The sequence below is a fragment of the Arenimonas metalli CF5-1 genome (genome assembly GCF_000747155.1).
Classification (GTDB): domain Bacteria; phylum Pseudomonadota; class Gammaproteobacteria; order Xanthomonadales; family Xanthomonadaceae; genus Arenimonas; species Arenimonas metalli.
The window spans coordinates 19,839-42,524 of sequence record NZ_AVCK01000002.1; the positions used below are offsets into that span (position 1 = coordinate 19,839).

The 22,686-nt window shown below is 70.1% G+C and carries 19 protein-coding genes; 10 read left to right on the plus strand and 9 right to left on the minus strand.

Features of this window, described 5'->3' with window-relative positions; all coding sequences use genetic code 11:
* The first annotated feature begins 83 nt into the window (after window positions 1-83).
* Both N787_RS00590 and N787_RS00595 read left to right on the plus strand, forming a co-directional pair.
* Entirely contained in the window at window positions 84-980 is an 897-nt protein-coding gene (locus N787_RS00590) for a phosphoribosylaminoimidazolesuccinocarboxamide synthase (RefSeq protein ID WP_034209998.1), read from the plus strand.
* 58 nt (window positions 981-1,038) lie between these two features.
* Window positions 1,039-1,542: an Mpo1 family 2-hydroxy fatty acid dioxygenase gene (locus tag N787_RS00595; RefSeq protein WP_084590549.1), complete on the plus strand. Its 504-nt coding sequence runs from the start codon at window positions 1,039-1,041 to the stop codon at window positions 1,540-1,542.
* 97 nt (window positions 1,543-1,639) lie between these two features.
* Here N787_RS00595 and N787_RS00600 read toward each other — a convergent pair whose 3' ends face one another.
* Complete coding sequence (locus N787_RS00600; RefSeq protein WP_034209999.1) at window positions 1,640-2,146, minus strand: hypothetical protein; 507 nt, start codon at window positions 2,144-2,146, stop codon at window positions 1,640-1,642.
* Window positions 2,147-2,268: 122 nt separating this feature from the next.
* Here N787_RS00600 and N787_RS00605 point away from each other — a divergent pair, with 122 nt between their 5' ends.
* Complete coding sequence (locus N787_RS00605; RefSeq protein ID WP_034210000.1) at window positions 2,269-3,156, plus strand: DMT family transporter; 888 nt, start codon at window positions 2,269-2,271, stop codon at window positions 3,154-3,156.
* An 85-nt stretch (window positions 3,157-3,241) separates the two neighbouring features.
* On the opposite strand, the gene N787_RS00610 is transcribed toward N787_RS00605, so the two are convergent.
* From N787_RS00610 to N787_RS00630, 5 genes are all read right to left on the minus strand, one after another.
* Window positions 3,242-5,737 carry an efflux RND transporter permease subunit gene (locus N787_RS00610; protein WP_052574987.1) on the minus strand — a complete coding sequence of 832 codons (2,496 nt, stop codon included), beginning with the start codon at window positions 5,735-5,737 and terminating at the stop codon, window positions 3,242-3,244.
* Window positions 5,738-5,747: 10 nt separating this feature from the next.
* Window positions 5,748-6,953 (minus strand): WD40/YVTN/BNR-like repeat-containing protein, encoded by a 1,206-nt coding sequence (locus N787_RS14115; RefSeq protein ID WP_052574988.1) that lies wholly within the window; start codon window positions 6,951-6,953, stop codon window positions 5,748-5,750.
* Between the two features lie 89 nt (window positions 6,954-7,042).
* Entirely contained in the window at window positions 7,043-8,407 is a 1,365-nt protein-coding gene (locus N787_RS00620) for a DUF1329 domain-containing protein (RefSeq protein ID WP_156968845.1), read from the minus strand.
* Between the two features lie 20 nt (window positions 8,408-8,427).
* Window positions 8,428-10,455, minus strand: a complete 2,028-nt coding sequence (locus N787_RS00625) for a DUF1302 domain-containing protein (protein WP_034210001.1) — start codon at window positions 10,453-10,455, stop codon at window positions 8,428-8,430.
* A 198-nt stretch (window positions 10,456-10,653) separates the two neighbouring features.
* On the minus strand, window positions 10,654-11,559 hold the full coding sequence (locus N787_RS00630) for an SDR family oxidoreductase (RefSeq protein WP_156968846.1): 906 nt from the start codon (window positions 11,557-11,559) through the stop codon (window positions 10,654-10,656).
* Window positions 11,560-11,703: 144 nt separating this feature from the next.
* Between N787_RS00630 and N787_RS00635 the strand changes: the two genes are divergently transcribed.
* From N787_RS00635 to N787_RS00665, 7 genes are read left to right on the plus strand one after another with little or no spacing between them, the layout of a single operon-like run.
* The gene (locus tag N787_RS00635; RefSeq protein WP_052574990.1) at window positions 11,704-14,466 is read left to right on the plus strand and encodes a monovalent cation/H+ antiporter subunit A; all 2,763 of its coding nucleotides are present in this window, start codon (window positions 11,704-11,706) and stop codon (window positions 14,464-14,466) included.
* Entirely contained in the window at window positions 14,466-14,822 is a 357-nt protein-coding gene (locus tag N787_RS00640; protein WP_034210002.1) for a Na+/H+ antiporter subunit C, read from the plus strand. Before N787_RS00635 ends, N787_RS00640 begins: the two co-directional genes overlap by 1 nt.
* Window positions 14,819-16,348, plus strand: a complete 1,530-nt coding sequence (locus tag N787_RS00645; protein ID WP_034210003.1) for a monovalent cation/H+ antiporter subunit D — start codon at window positions 14,819-14,821, stop codon at window positions 16,346-16,348. The genes N787_RS00640 and N787_RS00645 overlap by 4 nt, the downstream gene beginning before the upstream one ends.
* Window positions 16,345-16,830 (plus strand): Na+/H+ antiporter subunit E, encoded by a 486-nt coding sequence (locus N787_RS00650; RefSeq protein ID WP_034210004.1) that lies wholly within the window; start codon window positions 16,345-16,347, stop codon window positions 16,828-16,830. The genes N787_RS00645 and N787_RS00650 overlap by 4 nt, the downstream gene beginning before the upstream one ends.
* A 44-nt stretch (window positions 16,831-16,874) precedes the next feature.
* On the plus strand, window positions 16,875-17,096 hold the full coding sequence (locus N787_RS00655) for a K+/H+ antiporter subunit F (protein ID WP_245593928.1): 222 nt from the start codon (window positions 16,875-16,877) through the stop codon (window positions 17,094-17,096).
* Window positions 17,093-17,407, plus strand: a complete 315-nt coding sequence (locus N787_RS00660) for a Na+/H+ antiporter subunit G (protein WP_034210007.1) — start codon at window positions 17,093-17,095, stop codon at window positions 17,405-17,407. The genes N787_RS00655 and N787_RS00660 overlap by 4 nt, the downstream gene beginning before the upstream one ends.
* Window positions 17,408-17,449: 42 nt before the next feature.
* Window positions 17,450-18,823 carry an SLC13 family permease gene (locus tag N787_RS00665; RefSeq protein ID WP_034210008.1) on the plus strand — a complete coding sequence of 458 codons (1,374 nt, stop codon included), beginning with the start codon at window positions 17,450-17,452 and terminating at the stop codon, window positions 18,821-18,823.
* 42 nt (window positions 18,824-18,865) lie between these two features.
* Here the strand turns inward: N787_RS00665 and lpdA are convergent, their stop codons facing one another.
* The 3 genes from lpdA to N787_RS00680 all read right to left on the minus strand — a co-directional run.
* Window positions 18,866-20,641 (minus strand): dihydrolipoyl dehydrogenase, encoded by a 1,776-nt coding sequence (gene lpdA / locus N787_RS00670; RefSeq protein WP_034210010.1) that lies wholly within the window; start codon window positions 20,639-20,641, stop codon window positions 18,866-18,868.
* Between the two features lie 14 nt (window positions 20,642-20,655).
* The gene (locus tag N787_RS00675; RefSeq protein ID WP_052574991.1) at window positions 20,656-21,564 is read right to left on the minus strand and encodes a carbon-nitrogen hydrolase family protein; all 909 of its coding nucleotides are present in this window, start codon (window positions 21,562-21,564) and stop codon (window positions 20,656-20,658) included.
* A partial coding sequence (locus N787_RS00680) for a 2-oxo acid dehydrogenase subunit E2 (RefSeq protein WP_034210034.1) occupies window positions 21,564-22,686 on the minus strand: 1,123 nt, incomplete at its 5' end. The genes N787_RS00675 and N787_RS00680, both read right to left, overlap by 1 nt.

Here is a 22,686-nt window from a genome sequence, read left to right on the forward strand (position 1 = left end):
TAGCAGCGCGTCCTGCGTGTACGGCGTCATGGCCGGGCCGCCCGCCTTACAATGGCGGCCTCCCCCGTGCCCGCGAGCCCGCCGTGCCCACCACCCTGCACACTTCCGACCTGCCCGGCCTGACCCTGCTCCACCGCGGCAAGGTCCGCGACGTGTACGAACTGCCGGGCAACCGCCTGCTGATGGTCGCCACCGACCGGCTGTCGGCCTTCGACGTGGTGCTGCCGGACCCGATCCCGGGCAAGGGCGAGATGCTGTGCCAGATCAGCAACTTCTGGTTCGACAAGACCGCGCACCTGGTGCCCAACCACCTTACCCACGAGGACGTGGCCAGCGTGCTGCCGGCGGGCGTGGACCCGGCGCTGTACGCGAAGCGCGCCGTCGTGACCAAGCGCCTCAAGCCGGTGCCGGTGGAGGCCATCGCCCGCGGCTACCTGATCGGCAGCGGCTGGAAGGACTACCAGCGCTCGGGCGCCCTGTGCGGCATCGCCCTGCCCGCCGGCCTGCAGCAGGCTCAGCAGCTGCCCGAGCCGATCTTCACCCCGTCCACCAAGGCGGCCGTGGGCGACCACGACGAGAACGTCAGCTTCGCCCACGTGGTGTCGCTGGTCGGCGCCGACCTGGCGATGCAGGTGCGCGACGCGACGCTGGCGATCTACCGGTTCGCGGCGGCGTATGCGCTGGAGCACGGCATCATCATCGCCGACACCAAGCTCGAGTTCGGCCTGGACGAACACGGCGTGCTGCACGTGATGGACGAGATGCTGACGCCGGATTCCTCGCGCTTCTGGCCGGCCGACCAGTATCGGGTCGGCATCAGCCCGCCCAGCTACGACAAGCAGTTCGTGCGCGACTACCTCGAGACCCTGAACTGGAACAAGACGGCGCCCGGCCCGAAGGTGCCGGCCGAGGTCATCGAGGGAACGCGCCGCAAGTACGCCGAAGCCCTGGACCGCCTGGCCGACCTGCGCCTGGACTGATGCCGGGCCCCGGGGGCGGGGCTATGATGGGCCGTCCCCGAAACCCCGGAGCACGACCATGGCCACGTCCCCCGACCTGATCGATACGCCCGACCCGCGGCGCCCGGTCGACCGCTGGCTGTCGAGCTATTCAGGCGACCACGTCAACCCGACCAACCAGTCCATCCACCTGCTGTGCGTGCCGGCGATCGTGTGGTCGGTGACGGCGGCGTTGTGGGTGGTCCCGGTGCCGACGGCACTCGTGAACCAGGGCGCCTGGATGGCGGTGGGCATGTTCCTGGCCTGGGCCTGGTACTGGCGGCTGTCGCGGCCGCTGGCGATCGGCATGCTGGTGGTGTTCGTGGCCTTCGGCTTCCTCAACCGCGCGCTCTGGATGGCGCTGGGGTCGCAGGGTTTGCTCTGGCTGGCGATCGGCGTGTTCGTCGTGGCCTGGATCGGGCAGTTCATCGGCCACAAGATCGAAGGCCGCAAGCCGAGTTTCCTCACCGACCTGAGCTACCTGCTGGTCGGACCGCTGTGGACGCTCGACAAGCTCTATCGCAAGCTCGGCTGGCAGCACTGACTGCAAAAACGAATGTGGGAGGGGCTTCAGTCCCGATGCCCTTCACCGAAAAGCATCGGGACTGAAGTCCCTCCCACAGGTCGAACGTGCTGCCGTATCAGCCGGCCATCGCGGCCGCGCCGACGCCCATCATGCCGATGATGATGCCGATCACGATGCTGGCCACGAAGCCCAGCACCACCATCGCCACCAGGTACAGCAGCGACACCAGGCAGGACCGGCCGTAGCCGATGGCCTGGCCGGTCGGCGACTTGATCAGCAGGTTGATGAAGAACGCGGTGATGAACAGCGCCGCGAGCAGGCTCACGCCCATGATGCCCAGCGAGGCCATCATCATGCCGGCCGCCGCCGCCTCGTTGCCCATCGAGGCCGGATCGGTCATGCCGGCACCGACGCCCATCACCATGGTCAGCGCCATTTGGATGATGAAGCCCACCACGCCGGACAGGAACACCACCAGGATCGACTTGCCGTAGCTCGGCGAGAAGCCCTGCAGCAGGCGCACGCTGAACTTCAGGATCAGGCCACCCACCAGCAGGCCCAGCACCAGCATTACCGCGAAGATCACCAGGATAATGCCCCCCAGGGCAGCCATCTGTTCCATTGAAACTCTCCCCATTGGATACTCGGATGCGCGTTGCGCCCGCCGACTCTGCCCGAGCGCCGCGCCAGCGGCAAGCCATCCCGCGCCACTTGCCTTCCCACTCCCCCGCATCGGTAACCGGCATGCCCCTCCGCGACTTGCTCCTGGCGCTCCTGGTGTGCGTGGCCTGGGCCGGCAACTTCCTGACCTCGGCGCTGGCGCTGCGCGAGATGCCGCCGCTGCTGTTCACCGGCCTGCGGCTCGCGCTGCTGGCGCTGCTGCTGGGCGCCTTCCTGCGCCGCCCGGCGCCGGGCCAGTGGCCGCGGCTGCTGGCGATCGCGCTGTGCATGGGCGTGCTGCACTTCGGCCTGAGCTTCTGGGCGATCAAGCTCGCCGGTGACCTGTCCTCGCCGGCGATCGTGATGCAGAGCTACGTGCCGATGTCGGTGCTGCTGGCCTGGGCGCTGCTGGGCGAGCGCTTCGCATGGCGCACCGGCACGGCGATCGCTTTGAGCTTCGGCGGCGTGCTGGTGCTCGGCTTCGACCCGCTGGTGCTCGACAACCCCGAATCGCTGGTGCTGATGCTGGTGTCGGCGTTCTTCCTCGCGGTCGGCACGGTGCTGATGCGGGGCCTGGGTGGCGTCGATCGCTACGGCATGCAGGCCTGGACCGCCGTGCTGGGCGTGGGCCCGATGCTGGCGCTGAGCCTGTGGCTGGAGCCGGGCGGTTTCGAGGCCATCGCGGGCTTCAGCGGGCAGGCGTGGTTCGGCGTGGCCTACGCGTCCATCGTCGCGTCGCTGCTGGGCCACGGGATCTACTACTCGCTGGTGCAGCGCCACGCGGTGGCGAAGGTCATGCCGTGGCTGCTGCTGACGCCGGTCTTCGCGGTTGCGCTCGGGGTCCTGGTCTGGGGCGATCGCCCGGGCCCGAAGCTGTGGCTCGGCGGGGCGATGACCCTCGCCGGCATCCTGCTCATCGCCCTCCGCAGCCTCGCCAAGTCCCGTCCCGTTCCTACCCCCGAAGAACTTTAGGGCGTGGCGCCGGCGTCACCGCCCACGGGCACAAAAAGAAAGGCGGGCCGAGGCCCGCCTTCCAAAGCTTCCGACGCAGCAGGGGTCAGAGCTTGGCGACCCAGTCGTCCTTTTCGCGCGGGCGCAGCAGCCAGCGGCACAGCGCCGGCAGGAAGATGATCGCCGCGACCATGTTCACCACGAACATGAAGGTGAGCATGATGCCCATGTCGGCCTGGAACTTGAGGTCGGAGAAGATCCACATCGCCACGCCCACGGCCAGCGTCAGCGCCGTGTAGAAGATCGCGATGCCCGTGGTCTTGAGCGCCACGAAGTAGCTCTCCGCGACCGTCCGGCCCTGCAGCATCGACTCCCGCATGCGCGCGAAGATGTAGATGCCGTAGTCCACGCCGATGCCCACGCCCAGCGCCACCACGCACAGCGTGTTGACCTTCATGCCGATGTCGAGCTCGACCATCAGCGAATGGCCCAGCTCGGTCACCAGCACCAGCGGCGCCAGCACGCAGAGCGCGGCCAGCGGGTTCTTGAAGCTGATCCAGCACATCACGAACACCGCCGCGTAGAGCAGCATCAGGATCATGTGCTCGGACTCGCGCACCGTGTCGTTGGTGGCGGCGGCGACGCCGACGTTGCCGGTGGCCAGGCGCAGGTTCACCTGGTCGGAGGTGAACTCCGGGTTCTCGGCGGCCTGCTCGGCCAGCTGCAGGCGCAGGTTGCCGGGCACGTAGGCGTCGTTGGCCTCGCGGAACTCCTTCACCGCCGCGACCACGCGGTCGATGGTGGTGGCCTGGTGGTCGGAGGTGAAGATGGTGATCGGGATCGCGCTGCAGTCGGCGTTGAGCAGGCCCGAGTCGGTCTCGAAGCTCTGCGTGGCCTGGCGCAGCGTATCCGGGTCGCGCGGGAGGACGCGCCAGCGCACCGAGCCGTCGTTCCAGCCGGCGTTGACGATCTTGGCCGCGGCCGGCAGCGTGATGACCTGCTCCACGCCTTCCACGTTCTCCATGTGCCAGGCGAACCGGTCGATGGTCTCCATGGCGGCGAAGCTGGTGGTGCAGGCCGACGGCGCCGCCTCCGCGATCACGTTCATGATGTCCACGCCCAGCGCGAAGCGCTCGGCGATCAGCACCGCGTCCTGGTTGTAGCGGGCGTCCGGGCGCAGCTCGGCCACGCCCTTCTGGGCGTCGCCGATCATCACCTTGTTGCCGTGCTGCCAGGCGAAGAACCACACCACGAGGCCGATCAGGATCACCGCCGCGGCCGGGCCGGGCTTGGACAGGCGCGACAGCGCCGCCCAGATCTTGTCGAAGCGCGTGAGCTGGCGCAGGCGGAACTCGCGCTTGCGGTCGATGTTGCGCAGGCGGGTGTAGCTCAGCAGCACCGGCAGCAGCACCAGGTCGGTGAGGATGGTCAGCGCCACGCCGACGGTGGCGGTGATGGCCAGCTCGCGCACCATGTCGATCGGGATGACCATGATGGCGCCGAAGCCGATGCAGCCGGCGATCAGGGCCACGGTGCCCGGCACCAGCAGCATGCGGAACGACAGGCGCGCGGCCTCCAGCGGATCCACGGCGTCCTTGGCGCGGGCGCGCAGCTCCTCGACCGTGCCCTCCTCCAGGCCGCCGAAGAAGATCTCGCCGCGGAAGCGGTTGATCATCTGTTCGCCGTGGCTCACCGCGATCGCGAAGATGAGGAAGGGCGTCAGCATGTTCATCGGGTCGATGCCGAAGCCCATCAGCTTCAGCGCGCCCAGCATCCACACCACCGACACCAGGGCCGCGGCCACGGTCAGGCTGGCCAGCTTCACCGAGGTGGAGTAGAGGAACAGCAGCAGCCAGGTGAAGGCGATGGTGACCGCGAAGAACTTGATGACCGAGCGCGCGCCGTCGCTGATGTCGCCGACGACCTTGGCGAAGCCGATGATGTGGACGGTGTGGTTCTCGTCCTCGTACTTGGTGCGGATGGCCTCGAACTGCGCCGCCACTTCCTGGTAGTCGACCTTGTTGACGTCGCTTTCCGGGATCAGGTCGGCCCAGATCATCGCGCCGGACCAGTCCTTGGCGACCAGGCGGCCGACGATGTTGGCCTTGACGATGTTGCCGCGGATGGCCTGGAAGTCCTCGGGCGTGGACTGGAAGCCCTCGACGTTCGGGGTGAAGGTCTGCGGGATGACGTTGCCGCCGGACAGGCCGTCCTCGACCACCTCGATGAAACGCACGTTCGGCGTGAACAGCGAGCGCGAGCGGGCGTCGTCGGTGGAGTCGAGGTTGATGACGTCGTTGGTGACGTTCTCCAGGGTCTTCATGAACTCCTGGTCGAACATGTCGCCGTCCTTCGCGATCACGGCGACCAGCACGCGGTTGGCACCGCCGAACTCGGCCTCGTAGTCCTGGAAGGTCTGCATGTACTCGTGCTGCAGCGGCACCTGCTTCTTGAAGCCGGCGTCGACCTCGAGTTGCATGGCGAAGTAGAGCATCGCCACGGTGATCGCCGTGAAGACGATCAGGACGAGCGGCCGGTTGCCGAAGACGATCTTCTCGGCGAAACGGGCGAAGGGGCCGGGCTGGGCGTTGGGCAGGCTCATTGCTACTCCGTCACTTCGGGCGGTACAGGTCGGCGCCCTTGTCGCCGATCACGAGGTATGCGGCGTCGTCCACCGGCAGCACGCCCGACAGCAGCGGCGTTTCGCCGGTGCCCATCTCGTAGGCGGTGGCGGTGAACGGCGTATCGGCGTCGGGGCGCGTCAGGATGGCGCCGTTGGCGCCGACCAGCACCGCGCCGCCGCCGGGCAGCGCGTGGCCGCCCATCAGGCTGGTGGTGATGCCGGTCTCGACCTCGGTCCAGGTATCGCCGAGGTCGCGGGACTCGAGCACGTTGCCGCGCAGGCCGAACACCAGGATGTGGTCGTCCTCCCACGTCAGCACGCCGAACATCGAGCCCTCGTAGGGCAAGCGCTTGCTTTCCCAGGTCTCGCCGCCGTCGCGCGAGCGCATGAAGGTGCCGCGCTCGCCGGCGATCACCAGCGCGCCGGAGCCGGCGCGGGCCATGGCGTTGAGGTGCGGGTCGGACTCGGCGTCGAGCATCAGGTCGTCGTCGCTGAAGGTCCAGTCGTCGGCCTCGGCGACTTCATCGGACGCGGGTTCGGGCTCGGCCGGCGCATCGTCGGCGGCACCGCCCAGCACGCTGCGCGGGGTCCAGGTGACGCCGCCATCGCTGGTGACCAGCATCAGGCTGTAGGCGCCGATCGCGAAGCCGTTGCGCGCGTCGGTGAACAGCAGGTCCATCACCGGCACGCCTTCGCTCGGGTCGACGAGGTCGTAGCTCCAGGGCGCGGCGCGACGACGGGTCCAGGTCTGGCCGCCGTCGGTGGAATGGACGATGACGCCGTCGTGGCCGGCGGCCCAGAGCACGCCATCGGCGGTGGCGATCGTGGTGAGCGTGGCGCGGGTCGGCACCTTGGCCTGGGTCCAGGCCTGGCCGTCTTCCGAGACCAGGACATGGCCGCGTTCGCCCACGGCGAAGAAGCCGGCATTGGTGCGCACCACGTCCAGCAGCAGCGAGCGGCTGGCGCGCGGCAGGATCTCGGCGTCGAGCAGCACCGGGTCGGTGGCGGCGACGGGAGCGGACGGCTCGACGGAGGCTTCCGGAGCGGCGTCCAGGCCGGGGTCGGCTTCGGCCGTCTCGGCGGCAGCCTCCTCGGCGGGAATCTCGGGCTCGGGCGACTGCGCGGACAGCGGCAGCGCCAGGGCCAACAGCAGGGCGCCGGTCAGGCGCGAACGACGAAGGGGGATCGCTGGCATTTCTTCCTCCACCTGGGCCCGCGCCATTCGCGGGCCCCTGAACGCAGCCGCGCCCTTTCGGGCGCGGCTGGTGAATCAACCACTGGGGATCAGCGAACGCCCGCGGTGCGGAGGTTCTGCGGCGAGTAGTTCGCCGGGGTGCTCTGGTAGCCGAAGTCGCGCGGCTTGTCCTCGTTGTCCAGCAGGCCGGTGATGTAACGGCCGGACTTGAGGTCGTGGTGGGTCTCGAGGGTGGACCAGAAGGTCGGCACCTCGTAGTAGTTGATCGACGGCGCGTCGGAGTAGCGCCACAGGTTGCCCTGGCCGTCGTAGTGGTCGGTCAGCAGGATCTGGTAGCTGTCCTCGTCCAGGTAGAAGGTGCGGCGGCTGTTGATATGGCGCTGGCCGGCCTTGAGCTTGGCCTCGACCACCCACACGCGATGCAGCTCGTAGCGCATGAGGTCCGGGTTGAGGTGGCCCGGGCGGATCAGGTCGCGGACCTTGGCCTTGTCGCTGTGGGCCCGGTACGAGTTGTACGGGACCAGCATTTCCTTCTTGCCGACCACGGTCCAGTCGAAGCGGTCCATCGCGCCGTTGAACATGTCGGTCATGTCATTGGTGCGCAGGCCGTCGGACGCGGTGCCCGGGTTGTCGTAGGCGACGTTCGGGGCGCGGCGCACGCGGCGCTGGCCCGGGTTGTACACCCACGCCTGGCGCGGCGCGGCGGCCGCGTTCAGGGTTTCGTGCACCAGCAGCACCTGGCCGGCGAGGCGGGCCGGGCCGAGCACTTCCTGCTTGAAGTACAGCAGGATGTTGTTGATGTTCTCGGTGGTGTTGCCCGGCTTGTAGTACAGGCCCAGGATTTCCTCGCGCAGCTTGATCAGCGTGAACGCACCGCCGGCCGTCGGGGCCGCCTGGTTCGAGTAGCTGACCACCGACAGGCCCTTGTACTTGAGCTTGTGGTTCCAGATCAGCTCGTAGGCGTTCTGCGGGATCGGGAACGGGATGCCCTCGGCGCAGCCCTGGATGCCTTCGCCATTGGCGACCAGCTTGCACTGGGTCGCGTTGCGCTTGGTGAAGTCATAGGTGCGCTGCGGGAACGAGGCGCTGCGGCGGGTCGGGTACACGTCCATGCGGAAGGTCGGGTACTTGGCGAACATCGCCTTCTGGCCCGGCGTCAGCACCTCGCCGTACTGGGCGACGTTGGCGCGGGTGACCGAGTACAGCGCCTTGTCGGCCGCGAACGGATCCGGATGGAAGGTGCCCACGCGGAAACCCGCGGGCGGGCGGACGATGCCGCCGTCCCACGCCGGGATGGTGCCCGCCGCGTTGCCCGCCTTCTCGGCGCCGATCGGGGTCAGGCTCTGGCCGAGCTTGGCCGCTTCCTGCGCGCTGACCGCGGCCTGCGCGGCGCCGCTGCCCAGCACGATCGCGCCGACGAGTGCGGTCAACGCGTGCTTCTTGATGATTTTCATCCTCTGCCTCCCTGTTGGCGTCAGAACGAATACTTGACGGTGAACGACGCGAAGTCGCGGTCGTGGATCTGGTTGAACTGCTTGGCGCCGCTGAACTGCGTGTAGCTCAGGTCGAAGACCAGCTTGTTGAGGTAGTTCGCTTCGACGCCGAGGGTCAGCGACTTGCGGTCCTCGAGGAAGTTGCCGCCCGGCCCCGGGGTGGTACCGCTGACGTCATGGTTGAACGCGATGCGCGGAGACAGCGTGAGCGGGGTGCCGAAGGCGCTGGCGTAATCGGCGCGGGCCGCCAGGCGGTAGCCCCACGAGAACGCGGTCGGGAAGCCGCCGCCCAGCGTCTGCGGGTTGCGCAGGCAGCCGAACTGCAGGGCGCCCGCGCCCGGGAAGCCGGCCGCGGCGACGTCGGCGACGTCGCAGCCACCGCCGGTGTCGGTGCCTTCACCTTCGTAACGCAGCACGGAGGCGTCCGGCAGGTCCCAGACCTCGGTGGCGCCGACTTCACCGACCAGGGCGACCTGGTTGGCGCCCAGCACCTCGGCGAAGGCCTTGGTGAAGGTCATCTGGATCTGGCTGACTTCATGCTCGCGCCAGCCACGGACTTCCTGGCCGAGGGCGAAGCTGCCCAGCTGGCTGTTGAAGCGTAGCGCCGGCACCGGGATGAACGGGTTGAGCGGGCTCAGCGCGCCGAACAGCAGCTCGACGTCGTCGACCTGCAGCGGGGCGTTCGGGCGGTGGCTGATTTCGCCCTGCCAGGCAACGCCGCCCGGCAGCGTGGTGTTCCAGCTCATGCCGAACAGCTGGATGTCTTCCGGATACTCGACGAAGAAGCGGCCGCTGGCGGCGCCCACGAGCGGGTTGTTGACGGCGCGGCCCGAGAGCAGCGGCACGCGGCTGTGGTAGTTCAGGAAGTAGAAGCCGAACTCGGTTTCGTTCAGGGCCTCGGCGTACCAGCGCAGCGCCATGCCGTACTGGCCGGCGTCATCGGCGGCGCGGTCCTCGATGCGGCCGACGGCGTTGCCGCAGCCGATGGCGATGATCTGGCCGGCGGTGGCCGGGCCGTAGATCGCGGCGAGGTCGGCGAAGCGATCCGAGGTGGCGAAGCCGGCCGGACCGTTGTAGCAGGTGGAGAAGAAGTTCTCGGGGTTGTACACCGGCTGCGGCGTGGTGCCGAAGCCCAGCATCACGTAGGTGCCGCCCGGGGTGCCGAAGTCGTTGGAGCTGAAGTAGGTGCCGGCGGCATCGACTTCGATTTCCTCGAACTCGAACATGTACAGGGCCTCGAGGGCCACGTTCTCGGACAGGTTGATCGAGGCCCAGGCCATGTCGATCGGCAGGAAGGCTTCCTTCAGCTCGGCGCCGGCCACGCGCAGGGCGGACAGGTCGACCGGGTTGATGACGTTGATGCCGTTCTGGATGAAGGTACCCTCGCCCCAGCTCACCACCTGGCGGCCGACGCGGACGGTGCCGCCGAGCTGGCCTTCCTCGCCGAGCTCGAAGTTCTTGTAGACGAACATGTCGAGCATGCGGAAGCGCTGGCCGATGCGGTCCTGCGCGATCTCGGTGAGGTCGTCGCGGCCTTCGTTCTCGAAGTCGTGGAAGAAGGTGCCGCGGGCGAACGCGCCCCAGTCACGCCAGGTCAGGCTGACTTCGGAGGTGATCTTGAAGGCGCTGGAGATCGCGTCGCCGTCGTTGTACTTGAGGTTGCCGTCGTCGCGGTTGACCGAGAAGCGGCCCGGCGCGGCGATCTGCGAGGGGGCGCCCGGCACGCCGCCGGTCGAGGTGCAGCGGCCCGGGCCGACCGGGATCGCGCCGAGCGGGAAGTTCTGCGCGCAAAGCAGCGGGTTGAACCAGGACTTGGCGATCAGGTTCTCGTCCTGCTCCTCGACGCGCCACGAGTAGCCGTAGGACACGGTGGTGTCCCAGCTGCCCGAGAGCTCGCCGCGCGAGAACTCGAAGGCCTGGGCGGCCGGGGCAAGCACGAGGCCGAGCGCGACGGCGGCGGCCAGCGGGGCACGAGCGGCCCGCCCGTGGTTTGCATGCAGTTTCTTCATGGGTGGATCCTCGGGTCAGGGCTTGCGTGCGGTAATCGGGGCACCACCAAATGCGGTGGCATCAAGGGGCGGGTGGAGTAACGCCGCAAAGGAATTGTTCTTCATGACGGTTCTGGCTCCCCCCAGACTCTAGAGCATTTCCTCTAGGCATATTAATTGTTCGTTAGGATTTGGCAATGCTCCCGCGTATGGTGCCGGTCACGCTTCCCCATGTTGCGGCGCAGCACGCGGCGGGAAGGCCTCGGGACCGGGCCGGAAACCGCGCGGCGAGTGGCCCAGCGCCGTCCGCGCGGGGCCGCCGTCGTAGACCAGGTCCTGCCCCAGGCGGTCGAGGAAACCCTCGCCGAGCCCCGGCGTCCGGGTCAGCCAGCGCAGGCCGCGAACCGCCAGCCGGAACACCCATCCCGGGACCCGCAGCACCCGGGCGCCGGGCGCGCCGGCCGCGATCGCCCGCACCGCCATCTGGTCGAAGGGCAGCGTCTCGCCGCCCGGCAGGTCGAAGAAGCCGGGGCGCGGCCGCGGTTCGCGCAGGCAGGCCAACACCGCCGCGGCGACGTCCTCGACGTGCACGGGCTGGCGCAGCCCGCGGGCCGAGGCTGGCAGCGGCAGCAGGCGCCAGCGGCGCGCGGCGGCCACCAGCCGGCTGAGGTTGCGGTCGCGGCCGTTGCCGTAGACCAGGGTCGGGCGCAGCACGGTCAGGGCGATGCCGCGCGCGGCGGCGACCGCGGCCAAGCGGAGTTCGGCCGTGCGCAGCGACACCGCGAGCGCACGCTCGCCGGCCTCGGCGGAATCGCGCTTGGCATGCACGCTGGTCGAACCCAGGGCCACCACCCGCGCCGGCGCCAGCGGCGAGCGCTCGAGCCAGTCGGCGAACGCATCCAGCGGCCCGAGGCTGGCGATGGCGCCGGCCGCGGGCAGCCCCTCGAAGTCGTCCAGCCCGGCCTGCACCCAGCGCACGCCCCGCTGCGGCGCGCGCGCTTGCCGCGACACCGCCACGCAGGGCGGATCGCCCGGCGCCAGCGCCTGCGCGAAGGCCGTGCCCACTTGCCCGCTGAGCCCGAACACGAGCCATGGCGGGACATCCGGGGATCTGCGTTCTTCCATGCGCCGAGCATAGCGCCGCGGTCACGACACGGGCGCGACAAACGCATGGGTTAGACTTCCGGGCCGATCGTCGTCCCCCGGGGCGCCGGACCCGACCGCCGCCCCGCGCCGCTGGCCGCGGGGCGCCGACCAGCAAGGAACGCGATGCTCGAGGCACTGCTAGCCATTCCCTTCGTCCTGGCCCTGGCCATCGGGCTGCTGCCGCGCGAACGCCGCCGCACCGCCGCGTGGCTGGCGGGCCTGGCCCCCGTGGCCGGGCTGGTCCTGCTGGCGCTGCTCACGCCGCCCGTGCTGTCCGGGGAAGGCGTGCGCAGCCTCACCGAGTGGGTGCCGACGCTGGGCCTGGCCGTGTCGCTGCGGCTGGACGGGCTGGCCTGGATGTTCGCCGGCCTGGTGCTGGCGATCGGCGGCCTGATCGTGCTCTACGCCCGCTACTACCTCAGCGAAGAAGACAGCATGCCGCGCTTCTTCTGCTTCCTGCTGCTGTTCATGGGCTCGATGCTGGGGCTGGTGGTGGCCGGCAACCTGATCCTGATGGCGGTGTTCTGGGAGCTCACCAGCGTCAGCTCCTTCCTGCTGATCGGCTTCTGGAACCACCGCAGCGATGCCCGCGAGGGCGCGCGCATGGCGCTGGCCATCACCGGCACCGGCGGCCTGGCGCTGCTGGGCGGCGTGGTGCTGCTGGGCCGCATCGCCGGCAGCTACGAACTGGACGTGGTGCTGGCGGCGGGCCCGCAGATCCTCGCCAGCCCGTGGTACCCGGCGGCGCTGGGGCTGGTGCTGCTGGCGGTGTTCACCAAGAGCGCGCAGTTCCCGTTCCAGTTCTGGCTGCCGCACGCGATGGCGGCGCCGACGCCGGTGTCGGCCTACCTGCATTCGGCGACGATGGTGAAGGCCGGCGTGTTCCTGCTCGCGCGCCTGCACCCGGCGCTGGCGGGCAGCGACCTGTTCTTCTACGTGGTCAGCGGCATCGGCGCGGTCACGCTGCTGGTGGGCAGCTGGCACGCGATCTTCCAGCACGACATCAAGGGCCTGCTGGCCTACTCCACCATCTCGCACCTGGGCCTGATCACGCTGCTGTTCGGGCTCTCCACGCCGATGGCGGTGGTGGCGGGTTTGTTCCACATCATCAACCACGCCACCTTCAAGGCCTCGCTGTTCATGGCCGCCGGCATCATCGACCACGAGACCGGCACGCGCGACATGCGCCGGCTGGGCGGGCTGTTCAAGCTGATGCCCTACACCGGCGCGCTGGCGATCATCGCCTCGCTGGCGATGGCGGGGGTGCCGCTGCTCAACGGCTTCCTCTCGAAGGAAATGTTCTTCACCGAGGCGCTGGAGGTCGAGGGCCACCAGTTCATGCGCTGGGGCGTGGCGGCGGCGGCGGTGCTGGCGGGCGCGTTCGGCGTCGCCTACAGCCTGCGCTTCGTGGACGACACCTTCTTCGGACCGGGCCCGCTGCGGATCGAGACGACCCCGCACGAGCCGCCGCGCTGGATGCGCATCCCGGTGGAAGTGCTGGTGGTGGTCTGCCTCGCGGTCGGCATCGTGCCGGCGCTGACCATCGCGCCGGTGCTGCACGCCGCGGCCACCGGCGTGCTCGGCGACGACGTGCCGGCCTACAGCCTGGCGATCTGGCACGGCCTGAACGTGCCGCTGATGATGAGCCTGTTCGGCCTGGCCGCCGGCATCGCGCTCTACTTCGGCATCAAGCGGCTGATCGATCTCTACGGCATCAGCTACGACTCGCTGGGGCGCCGGGTGTTCGAGTGGAAGACCGACCGCGCGATCGCGTGGGCCGGCCGCCTTACCGCCACGCTCGAGAACGGCAGCCTGCAGCGCTACCTCGGCCTGATGGTGCTGGCGGCGCTGGTGATGGGCGCCACGCCCTTCCTGGCGGCGTCGCTGTCGCCCGGCGGTTCGCAGCCGATGCCGCCGCTGGGCTGGCTGGTGTGGGCGGTCGGCGTGGCGGCGACGCTGGCCACCGTCGCGCTGCACCGCCACCGCCTGCTGGCGCTGGTGGTGATGGGCGCGGTGGGCCTGGCGGTGAGCCTGGCCTTCCTGCTGCTGTCGGCGCCCGACCTGGCCCTGACCCAGCTGCTGGTGGAAATGGTGACGATCGCACTGATGCTGCTGGCGCTGAACTACCTGCCGGAGGAATCGCCGGTCGAGCGTTCGCGCCTGCGCCGATGGCGCGACGCGGCCATCGCGCTCGCGGCCGGCGGCGGCACCGCGGCGCTGGTGCATGCGGCGATCACCCGCCCGCTGGACACGGTGGCGACCGAGATGCTCGCGCTGTCGCTGCCCGAGGGCGGCGGCACCAACGTGGTGAACGTGATCCTGGTCGACATCCGCGGCTTCGACACGCTCGGCGAGATCACCGTGTTCGGCGTCGCGGGCCTGATCGTGCACGCGCTGCTGCGCCACGTGCGCCTGCGGCCCGAGCGCGTGGTCGACGGCACGCCCGACCCGCTGCTGATCCCCAACCTGGTGGCGCGCCTGCTGCTGCCGCTGGCGCTGGCGGTGTCGCTCTACCTCTTCCTGCGCGGCCACAACCTGCCCGGCGGCGGCTTCATCGCCGGCCTGGTGCTGGCGGTGCCGATGTTGCTGCAGTACGTGCTGTCGGGCACCGACTACGTCGAGCAGCGGCTGGGCTTCGACTACCCGCGCGTGATCGGCCTGGGCCTCGCGGCCGCGCTGCTCACCGGCCTGGGCAGCTGGCTGCTCGGCTATCCCTACATGACCAGCCATACCGACTACGTCGCCGTGCCCCTGCTCGGCAAACTTCCCCTGGCCAGCGCCATGGCCTTCGACACCGGCGTCTACCTTGTGGTGGCCGCCGGCACCCTGCTGATGCTGGGGATGATGGGCAGCGTGCGGGCGCCCGGCGCGCGGAGGGGCGGCTGATGGAGCTGGCGCTGTCGAGCTTCATCGGGGTGCTGGTCGCGGGCGGCGTCTACCTGCTGCTGCGCGCGCGCAGCTTCGACGTCATCCTGGGCCTGACCCTGCTGTCGTATGCCGTGAACCTGCTGATCTTCAGCATGGGGCGGCTGGTGGTGGGCAAGCCGCCGATCGTCGCCGAGGGCCTGGCGCCCACGCTGGCCAACCACGCCGACCCGCTGCCGCAGGCGCTGGTGCTGACTGCCATCGTGATTTCCTTTGCGATGACGGCGGTGCTGCTGGTGGTGGCGATCCGCAGCCGTGGCGAGAGCCGCACCGACCACGTCGACGGTGACGAGCCGCGGCCGGGGGATGGCCCGTGAGCCCGCACCTGGTGGTTGCGCCGATCCTGCTGCCGCTGCTGGCGGGCCTGTTGCTGCTGGTGCTGGGCACGCGGCGCGTGCAGGTGCAGCGCTGGATCGGCACCCTGGCCTGCCTCGGCGGCATCGCCCTCGCCGGCGCGCTGGCGCTGCAGGCCGACGACGGCGGCACCCGCGTCTACCTGGTCGGCAACTGGGCGGCGCACCTCGGCATCGCGCTGGTGGCCGACCGGCTGGCCGCCATCATGCTGCTGGCGACGGCGCTGCTGGCCCTGCCCTGCCTGGTGTTCGCGGCCGGTGGCTGGGACCGGCGCGCGCCGCATTTCCACGTGTTCTTCCAGTTCCAGCTGATGGGGCTCAACGGCGCTTTCCTCACCGGCGACCTGTTCAACCTGTTCGTGTTCTTCGAGGTGCTGCTGATCGCGTCCTACGGCCTGCTGCTCAGCGGCGGGCGCGGGCTGCAGATGCGCAGCGGCCTGCAGTACGTGGCCTTCAACATCACCGCATCGACGCTGTTCCTGGTGGCGCTGGGCTTCATCTACGGGCTCACCGGCGCGCTGAACATGGCCGAGCTCGCGCATCGCGTCGGCCAGGTGCCGGCGGCCGAGGCAGCGCCGCTGAAGGCGGCGGCGGGGCTGCTGCTGGTGGTGTTCTGCGCCAAGGCGGCGCTGCTGCCGCTGTACTTCTGGCTGCCGGAAACCTACGCGCGCAGCCCGGCGGCGGTGGCGGCGATGTTCGCGATCATGACCAAGCTGGGCGTGTACGCGGTGCTGCGTGTCTTCAGCCTGGTGTTCGGCGCCGAGGCCGGTGCGCTGGCCGGGCTGGCCTGGCCCTGGCTGCTGCCGCTGGGCGCGGCGACGCTGGTGCTGGCGACGCTGGGCGCGCTGGCCGCGCCCTCGCTGCGGCTGCTGGCCGCCTACCTGGTACTGGGTTCGGCGGCGACGCTGTTCATCGCGCTGGGGCTGGCGAGCGCCGACGCCGTGGGCGCGGGCCTCTATTACCTCGTGCACAGCACGCTGGTGGGCGGCGCGCTGTTCCTGCTGGCCGACCTGGTGCGCAAGCAGCGCGACAACGCCGGCGACAGCCTGCGCAAGTTCGACCGGCTGGGGCCGAAGGCGCTGCTGGGCTCGCTATTCCTGCTGGCGGCGCTGTCGGTGGCCGGGCTGCCGCCGCTGTCGGGCTTCATCGGCAAGTTCAGCCTGCTGGCGGCGGTGCCGGAGGCGCACGTGGCCTGGCTGTGGCCGGTGCTGCTGGGCACCGGCGTGCTGACGTTGATCGCGCTGGCCGGCGCCGGCAGCCATGTGTTCTGGCGCGAAGGCGGCGAGGTGCCGGCGGCCGGGCGCGTGCCTGCGCTGCGCCGGGCCGAGGTCGGGGCGACGATCGCGCTGCTGGCGCTGGGCGTGCTGCTGGCCGTGGCCGGCGGGCCGGCGCTTCGCTACGCGCAGGACGCCGGGGCGCAGCTGATGTCGCCCGCGGGCTACATCGAGCAGGTGCGCGGCGCGCTGCCGCGGCCGGGGGTGTCGCCATGAAGGCCTGGTTCCCCGCGCCGCTGCTCAGCCTGGCGGTCTTCGTGGTGTGGCTGCTGCTGGCGGCCACGCTGGACCCGGCCCACCTGCTGCTGGCCGCGGTGCTGGCGGTGCTGCTGCCGCTCGCCGCCCAGCGCCTGCGCGGCGAAAGCGCAGGCATCCGGCGGCCGCTGCTGGCGGTACGCCTGGGCCTGCGGGTGCTGGGCGACATCGTGATGTCCAACCTTGAAGTCGCCGGGCGCATCCTGGGCCGTGAATCGAAGATCCACCCGGGCTTCGTCTGGATCCCGCTCGAGATCACCAACCCGCACGGCATCGCCGCGCTGGCCGGCATCATCACCATGACGCCGGGCACGCTGTCGGCCGAACTGGCGCCCGATGGCCGCCACCTGCTGGTGCACTGCTTCCACCTCGACGATGCCGCCGCGACGATCGCCCAGATCAAGCAGCGCTACGAGTCCCCGCTCAGGGAGATCTTCCCGTGATCGAAACCTGCCTGGACATCACGCTGGGGCTGTTCGCCCTGGCGATGCTGCTGAACCTGTTCCGCCTGCTGCGTGGCCCCACCCTGCCCGACCGCATCCTGGCGCTGGACACGCTGTACGTGAACACGATCGCGCTGCTGGTGCTGGTGGGACTGCGGCAGGGCAGCACGATCCACTTCGAGGCGGCGGTGGTGATCGCCATGCTGGGCTTCGTGGGCACGGTGGTGCTGTCGAAGTTCGTGATCCGCCGGGACATCATCGAATGAGCGCGCTCATGGAAATCCTGGTCTGCGCGATGCTGCTGCTCGGCGGCGGCTTCGCCCTCGTCGGCTCCTGGGGCCTGGCCAAGCTGGGCGACTTCTACCTGCGCCTGCACGGCCCGACCAAGGCCAGCACGCTCGGCGTGGGCGGCGTGCTGATCGCGGCGATGCTGTGGCAGCTGGTGCAGGGGCAGCCCAGCCTGCGCGAGCTGCTGATCACGCTGTTCCTGTTCATGACCGCGCCGGTCAGCGCCCACCTGCTGGCCAAGGCCGCCCTCGCCCTCGACCCCGCCTCCCGCCCCGCCGACCCGAAATAAATCGGTACCGGGTTCATTTTCTTTACCGATGAGACCGAGCCCATGACCCTGCGACGCGTGGCACTGGTTTCGGGACCCGCGGCGGCCCTGGCGGCGTATTTCCTGCTGGTCAACGGCGGCAGTGCCCACGCGCTGGCGGCCACGGTGGGGCTGACGCTCTGGTGCGCGCTGTGGTGGATCCTCGAGCCGGTGCGCGGGCCGGTGACGGCGCTGCTGCCGCTGGCGGTGCTGCCGCTGCTGGGCGTGCTGGATGCCAAGCAGGTCGCGCAGAGCTACGGCCATGAGCTGATCCTGCTGCTGGGTGGCGGCTTCATGCTCTCGCGCGCGCTCGAGCGCAGCGGCGCCCACCGGCGGCTGGCGCTGGGGATGGTGCGGGCCTTCGGTGGCCGCAGCGGGCGCAGCCTGCTGTATGGCTTCATCGCGGCCTGCGGACTGATCAGCATGTGGATCTCGAACACGGCCACGACGCTGCTGATGCTGCCGGTGGCGCTGGCGGTCCTCGAGGGTTATCCGGACAAGCGGCTGCACGCGCCGCTGATCCTGGCGATCGCCTACGCCGCGAGTGTCGGCGGCCTGGGCACGCCGATCGGCTCGCCGCCGAACCTGGTGTTCATGCAGGTGTATTCCGAGGCCACGGGCACGCGCTACGGCTTCCTCGACTGGATGGCGATCGGCGTGCCGGTGGTGCTGGTGTTCCTGCCGCTGATGGCGCTGTGGCTCGGCCGCGGCCTGGCGGGCGCGCCGGCGGCGGTGCTGCCCGACAGCGGGCCGTGGACGCCGGGCGAGCGGCGCGTGCTGGTGGTGTTCGCGCTGACGGCGCTGGCCTGGATCTTCCGCAGCGAGCCTTTCGGCGGCTGGAGCGCGCTGCTGGGCCTGCCGGGCGCGAACGACGCCAGCGTGGCGCTGCTGGCGGTGGTGGCGCTGTGCGTTATTCCCGACGGGCGCGGCAGCCAGCTGCTGGACTGGGAGACGGCGGAGAAGGTGCCGTGGGGCGCGCTGGTGCTGTTCGGAGGCGGCATTGCGCTGGCGGCGGCGTTCCAGACGTCCGGCCTCAGCGCCGCGGTGGCGGAAAGCCTCTCGGGCCTGAGCGCGCTGCCGCTGCCCCTGCTGCTGCTAGGCATCGTCGGCGGCGTGGTGCTGCTGTCGGAGATCGCCAGCAACACGGCGACCGCGGTGCTGCTGATGCCCATCCTCGCCGCCACCGGCGTCGCCGTCGGCGTCGACCCCGCGCTGTTCATGTTCCCCGCGGTGCTGGCCGCAAGCGTCGGCTTCATGCTGCCGGTCGCCACCGCGCCCAACGCCATCGCCTACGGCAGCGGCCTGGTCACGTCCCACGACATGCTGCGCCACGGCGCGGTGCTGGATCTCATCGGCGTCGCCGTCCTGAGCGCGATCTGCTACCTCGCCTTCGCCTGACAAAACCAAATGAACCTGGTTCATTTGGTTTTGCTGTTTGGGTTACTTTTTGGGGAGGTAGAGGTCGGTGATGGTGCCTTCCTGGATTTCGGCGGCCATGGCGACGGATTCGCTGAGGGTGGGGTGCGGGTGGATGGTGTGGCCGATGTCGCTGGCTTCGCAGCCCATCTCGATCGCGAGGGCGAGTTCGGCGATCAGGTCGCCGGCGTGGACGCCGACGATGCCGGCGCCGATCACGCGTTCGGTGTGCTCGTCGAAGATGAGCTTGGTGAAGCCCTCGGTGCGGCCGATGCCGACCGCGCGGCCGGACGCCGCCCATGGGAACTTCGCCACGCCGACCGCGAGGCCCTTGGCCTTGGCTTCGGTTTCGGTGACGCCGACCCAGGCGATCTCCGGATCGGTGTAGGCCACCGACGGGATCACCCGCGCCACCCACTCCTTCTTGTGCCCCGCCGCGACCTCGGCCGCCAGCTTGCCCTCGTGCGTGGCCTTGTGCGCCAGCATCGGCTGGCCCACCAAGTCACCGATGGCGAAGATGTGCGGCACGTTGGTGCGCATCTGCTTGTCGACGGGAATGAAGCCGCGGTCGGTGACTTGCACGCCGGCCTTGTCGGCGTCGAGCTTGCCGCCGTTGGGCGCGCGGCCCACCGACACCAGCACGCGATCGTATTTCGTGCCCGCGGGCACCGACGCGCCCTCGAAGGTGGCGTGCAGGCCGTCCGTCTTCGCGTCCACCTTCGCGACCTTGCAGCCCAGGTGCACGGCCACGCCGCGCTTCTTCAGCAGGTCGGCCAGCGGCTTCACCAGGTCCTTGTCGGCGCCCGGCATCAGCTGGTCCATGAACTCCACGACGGTGACCTGGCTGCCCAGCGCGGAATACACGCAGGCCATCTCCAGCCCGATGATGCCGCCACCGACGACCAGCAGCGACTTGGGGATGTCGGACAGCATCAGCGCATCGGTGGAATCCATCACCCGCGCATCGTCCCAGGGGAAACCGCCGAGCTTCACCGGCTGCGAGCCGGCGGCAATGATGCACTGGGCGAAGCGCACGCGCTTCACGCCCTCCTGCGTGCGAACCTCGAGCTCGTGCGGCGACACGAACCGGCCCTCGCCGGTCAGCGTGCGCACCTTGCGCTGCTTCGCCATGCCGGCCAGGCCTTTCACCATCTGCCCGACCACCTTGTCCTTGTGGCCGCGCAGCTTGTCGAGGTCGATCTTCGGCGTGCCGAACTCGATGCCGAAATCGGCGGCGTGCTTCGCCTCCACCAGCACCTCGGCCGCGTGCAGCAGCGCCTTGGACGGGATGCAGCCGACGTTGAGGCAGACGCCGCCCAGCGCGTCGTAGCGCTCGACCAGCACGGTGTCCAGGCCGAGGTCGGCGCTGCGGAAGGCAGCGGTGTAGCCGCCGGGGCCGGCGCCGAGGACGAGCATTTCGCACTCGATGTCCGCCTTGGCGCCGCTGTCCAGCGAAGCGGCGGGTGCCCTTGTGGGAGGGACTTCAGTCCCGATGCCCTTGGCAGTGTTCGCTCCGGCGGCCGCGGCGTTCGGGACGGAAGTCCCTCCCACAGTGGCAGCCTCCGTCGCCTCGACGAGGGCGATCAGGTCGCCGGCAGAAACGGTGTCACCGATCTTCACCTTCAACTCGGTGATGGTGCCCGCGGCGCTCGCCGGCACCTCCATCGTCGCCTTGTCCGACTCCAGCGTCACCAGTCCCTGGTCCTTCTTCACCGCGTCGCCGGGCTGCACCAGCAGCTCGATCACGGGCACGTCCTTGTCGTCGCCCAGGTCGGGCACGCGCAGTTCGATCTTTGCCATCGTTCTCTCCGGGATCAGGGGGCGCGCCAGCGGGCGTAGAGCTCCGGCCGGCGGTCTTGCAGGTTCTTGACGGTGCCGCTGCGGCGCGCCTCGCGCAGGGCGGCCAGGTCCAGGTCGGCGAACAGCAGCTGCTCGACCTGCGGCGCGGCCTCGGCGGCGATGCCTTCGGGCGGAAACATCACGTCGCAGGGCGTGTACACCGCCGACTGCGCGTACTGGATGTCGAAGTTGGCGACGTTGGGGCAATGGCCGACGTTGCCGGCCGCGACCACGTACACCTGGTTCTCGACCGCGCGCGCACGGCAGCTCAGCGACACCCGCAGGTGCCCGCTTCGCAGGTCGGTGCAGTAGGGCACGAACAGCACCAGCGCGCCCTGGTCCACCAGGTGGCGGCCGAGCTCGGGGAACTCGCTGTCGTAGCAAACCATCACCCCGACCGGGCCGGCGTCGGTTTCGATCACGCCGGCGGCGTCGCCGCCCTCGACCGCCCAGCTGGCCTGCTCGCTGGGCGTGATGTGCAGCTTGTCTCGGCGGTGCAGCGCGCCGTCGCGGGTGGCGACGTAGCAGATGTTGCGCAGGTCGCCCTCGGGCGTGCGGGTCGGGTGCGTGCCGCCGACCACGTGGATGCGGTACTGGTCGGCCAGGCGCACCAGCAGCGCGGTCACGTCGGGCGTGTGGCGGCTCAGGCGCTCGATCGCCGCGGCCGGATCGAGCATGGACGACTCGGCGCTGAGTAGCTGCAGGGTGAACAGCTCGGGGAAGACGATGAAATCGGCGCCGTAGTCGGCCGCCACCCGGACGAACTCCTCCACCTGCGCGGCGAAGCCGTCGAAGCCGGCGACCCGCCGCTGCCCGTACTGCACCGCCGCGACGCGGATGCGCGCGGGCACCGCGCCTGGAATGGCGGGCAGCGGCGCGGCCATCAGAGCAGCAGGCGGCGCAGGTCGCCCAGCACCTGGGCCAGGTAAGCGGTGAACCGCGCGGCGGCGGCGCCGTCGATCACGCGGTGGTCGTAGCTCAGGCTCAGCGGCAGCATCAGGCGCGCATCGAAGTCCTTGCCGTTCCAGACCGGCTTCATCGCGCTGCGCGACACGCCCAGGATGGCGACTTCCGGTGCGTTGATGATCGGCGTGAACGCGGTGCCGCCGATGCCGCCCAGCGAGCTGATCGAGAAGCAGCCGCCCTGCATGTCGGCCGAGGTCAGCTTCTTGTCGCGCGCCTTGGCGCTGATCTCGCCCAGCTCCTTCGCCAGTTCCAGCAGGCCCTTGCGGTCCGCGTCCCGGATCACGGGCACCACGAGGCCGTCGGGCGTATCCACGGCGATGCCGATGTGGAAGTACTGCTTGAGCACGAGGTTTTCGCCGTCGAGCGAGGCGTTGAAGTTCGGGAACTTCTTCAGCGCGGCGACCGCGGCCTTGATCAGGAACACCAGCGGCGTGACCTTGGTGTCCTTGTTCTCCTCGCCCAGCTTCTTGCGGAAGGCCTCCATCTCGGTGATGTCGGCGTCGTCGAACTGGGTGACGTGCGGGATCATGGCCCAGTTGCGCGCGAGGTTGGCGCCGCTGAGCTTCTGGATGCGCGAGAGCGGCTTGCTTTCGACCGGCCCGAACTTCGCGAAATCCACCTTCGGCCACGGGATCAGGTCGAGCCCGCCGCCACCGCCGGTCGCGCGGGGTGCGCCGCCGCCGGCCAACGCCGACTTCACGAAGGCCTGCACGTCCTCCTTGCTGATGCGGCCGGCGCGGGCGCTGCCCGTCACCTGCGACAGGTCCACGCCCAGCTCGCGCGCGAACAGGCGCACGGCCGGGCTGGCGTGCGGCACCTTGGCCGGCATCAGCGCGTCGGCGTCGAAGCTGACGGGCGGGCTGCTGCGCGAGGGCGCCTCCGCCGACGCAGCGCGCGGGGCTTCGGCCGGCTTGGCCGGGGCCGGTGCGGCGGATTCAGGTCTGGCGACGGCAGCCGGCGCCGGCGCGGCAGCGGGGGCGGGGGCGGGCGCGGGAGCAGGCGCCGCCGCGGGCTTGGCGGGCGGAGGCGCAGCGGCCGCC

What these genes read in the sequence shown, in the direction of transcription:
- N787_RS14115 (WP_052574988.1), bottom strand. Translation starts at nt 6,953, where the DNA reads ATGCCAGCGATCCCCCTTCGTCGTTCGCGCCTGACCGGCGCCCTGCTG.
- N787_RS00640 (WP_034210002.1), top strand. Translation starts at nt 14,466, where the DNA reads ATGGAGCTGGCGCTGTCGAGCTTCATCGGGGTGCTGGTCGCGGGCGGC.
- lpdA (WP_034210010.1), bottom strand. Translation starts at nt 20,641, where the DNA reads ATGGCAAAGATCGAACTGCGCGTGCCCGACCTGGGCGACGACAAGGAC.
- N787_RS00665 (WP_034210008.1), top strand. Translation starts at nt 17,450, where the DNA reads ATGACCCTGCGACGCGTGGCACTGGTTTCGGGACCCGCGGCGGCCCTG.
- N787_RS00660 (WP_034210007.1), top strand. Translation starts at nt 17,093, where the DNA reads ATGAGCGCGCTCATGGAAATCCTGGTCTGCGCGATGCTGCTGCTCGGC.
- N787_RS00630 (WP_156968846.1), bottom strand. Translation starts at nt 11,559, where the DNA reads ATGGAAGAACGCAGATCCCCGGATGTCCCGCCATGGCTCGTGTTCGGG.
- N787_RS00650 (WP_034210004.1), top strand. Translation starts at nt 16,345, where the DNA reads ATGAAGGCCTGGTTCCCCGCGCCGCTGCTCAGCCTGGCGGTCTTCGTG.
- N787_RS00610 (WP_052574987.1), bottom strand. Translation starts at nt 5,737, where the DNA reads ATGAGCCTGCCCAACGCCCAGCCCGGCCCCTTCGCCCGTTTCGCCGAG.
- N787_RS00600 (WP_034209999.1), bottom strand. Translation starts at nt 2,146, where the DNA reads ATGGAACAGATGGCTGCCCTGGGGGGCATTATCCTGGTGATCTTCGCG.
- N787_RS00635 (WP_052574990.1), top strand. Translation starts at nt 11,704, where the DNA reads ATGCTCGAGGCACTGCTAGCCATTCCCTTCGTCCTGGCCCTGGCCATC.
- N787_RS00620 (WP_156968845.1), bottom strand. Translation starts at nt 8,407, where the DNA reads ATGAAAATCATCAAGAAGCACGCGTTGACCGCACTCGTCGGCGCGATC.
- N787_RS00675 (WP_052574991.1), bottom strand. Translation starts at nt 21,564, where the DNA reads ATGGCCGCGCCGCTGCCCGCCATTCCAGGCGCGGTGCCCGCGCGCATC.
- N787_RS00625 (WP_034210001.1), bottom strand. Translation starts at nt 10,455, where the DNA reads ATGAAGAAACTGCATGCAAACCACGGGCGGGCCGCTCGTGCCCCGCTG.
- N787_RS00605 (WP_034210000.1), top strand. Translation starts at nt 2,269, where the DNA reads ATGCCCCTCCGCGACTTGCTCCTGGCGCTCCTGGTGTGCGTGGCCTGG.
- N787_RS00595 (WP_084590549.1), top strand. Translation starts at nt 1,039, where the DNA reads ATGGCCACGTCCCCCGACCTGATCGATACGCCCGACCCGCGGCGCCCG.
- N787_RS00655 (WP_245593928.1), top strand. Translation starts at nt 16,875, where the DNA reads ATGCTGCTGAACCTGTTCCGCCTGCTGCGTGGCCCCACCCTGCCCGAC.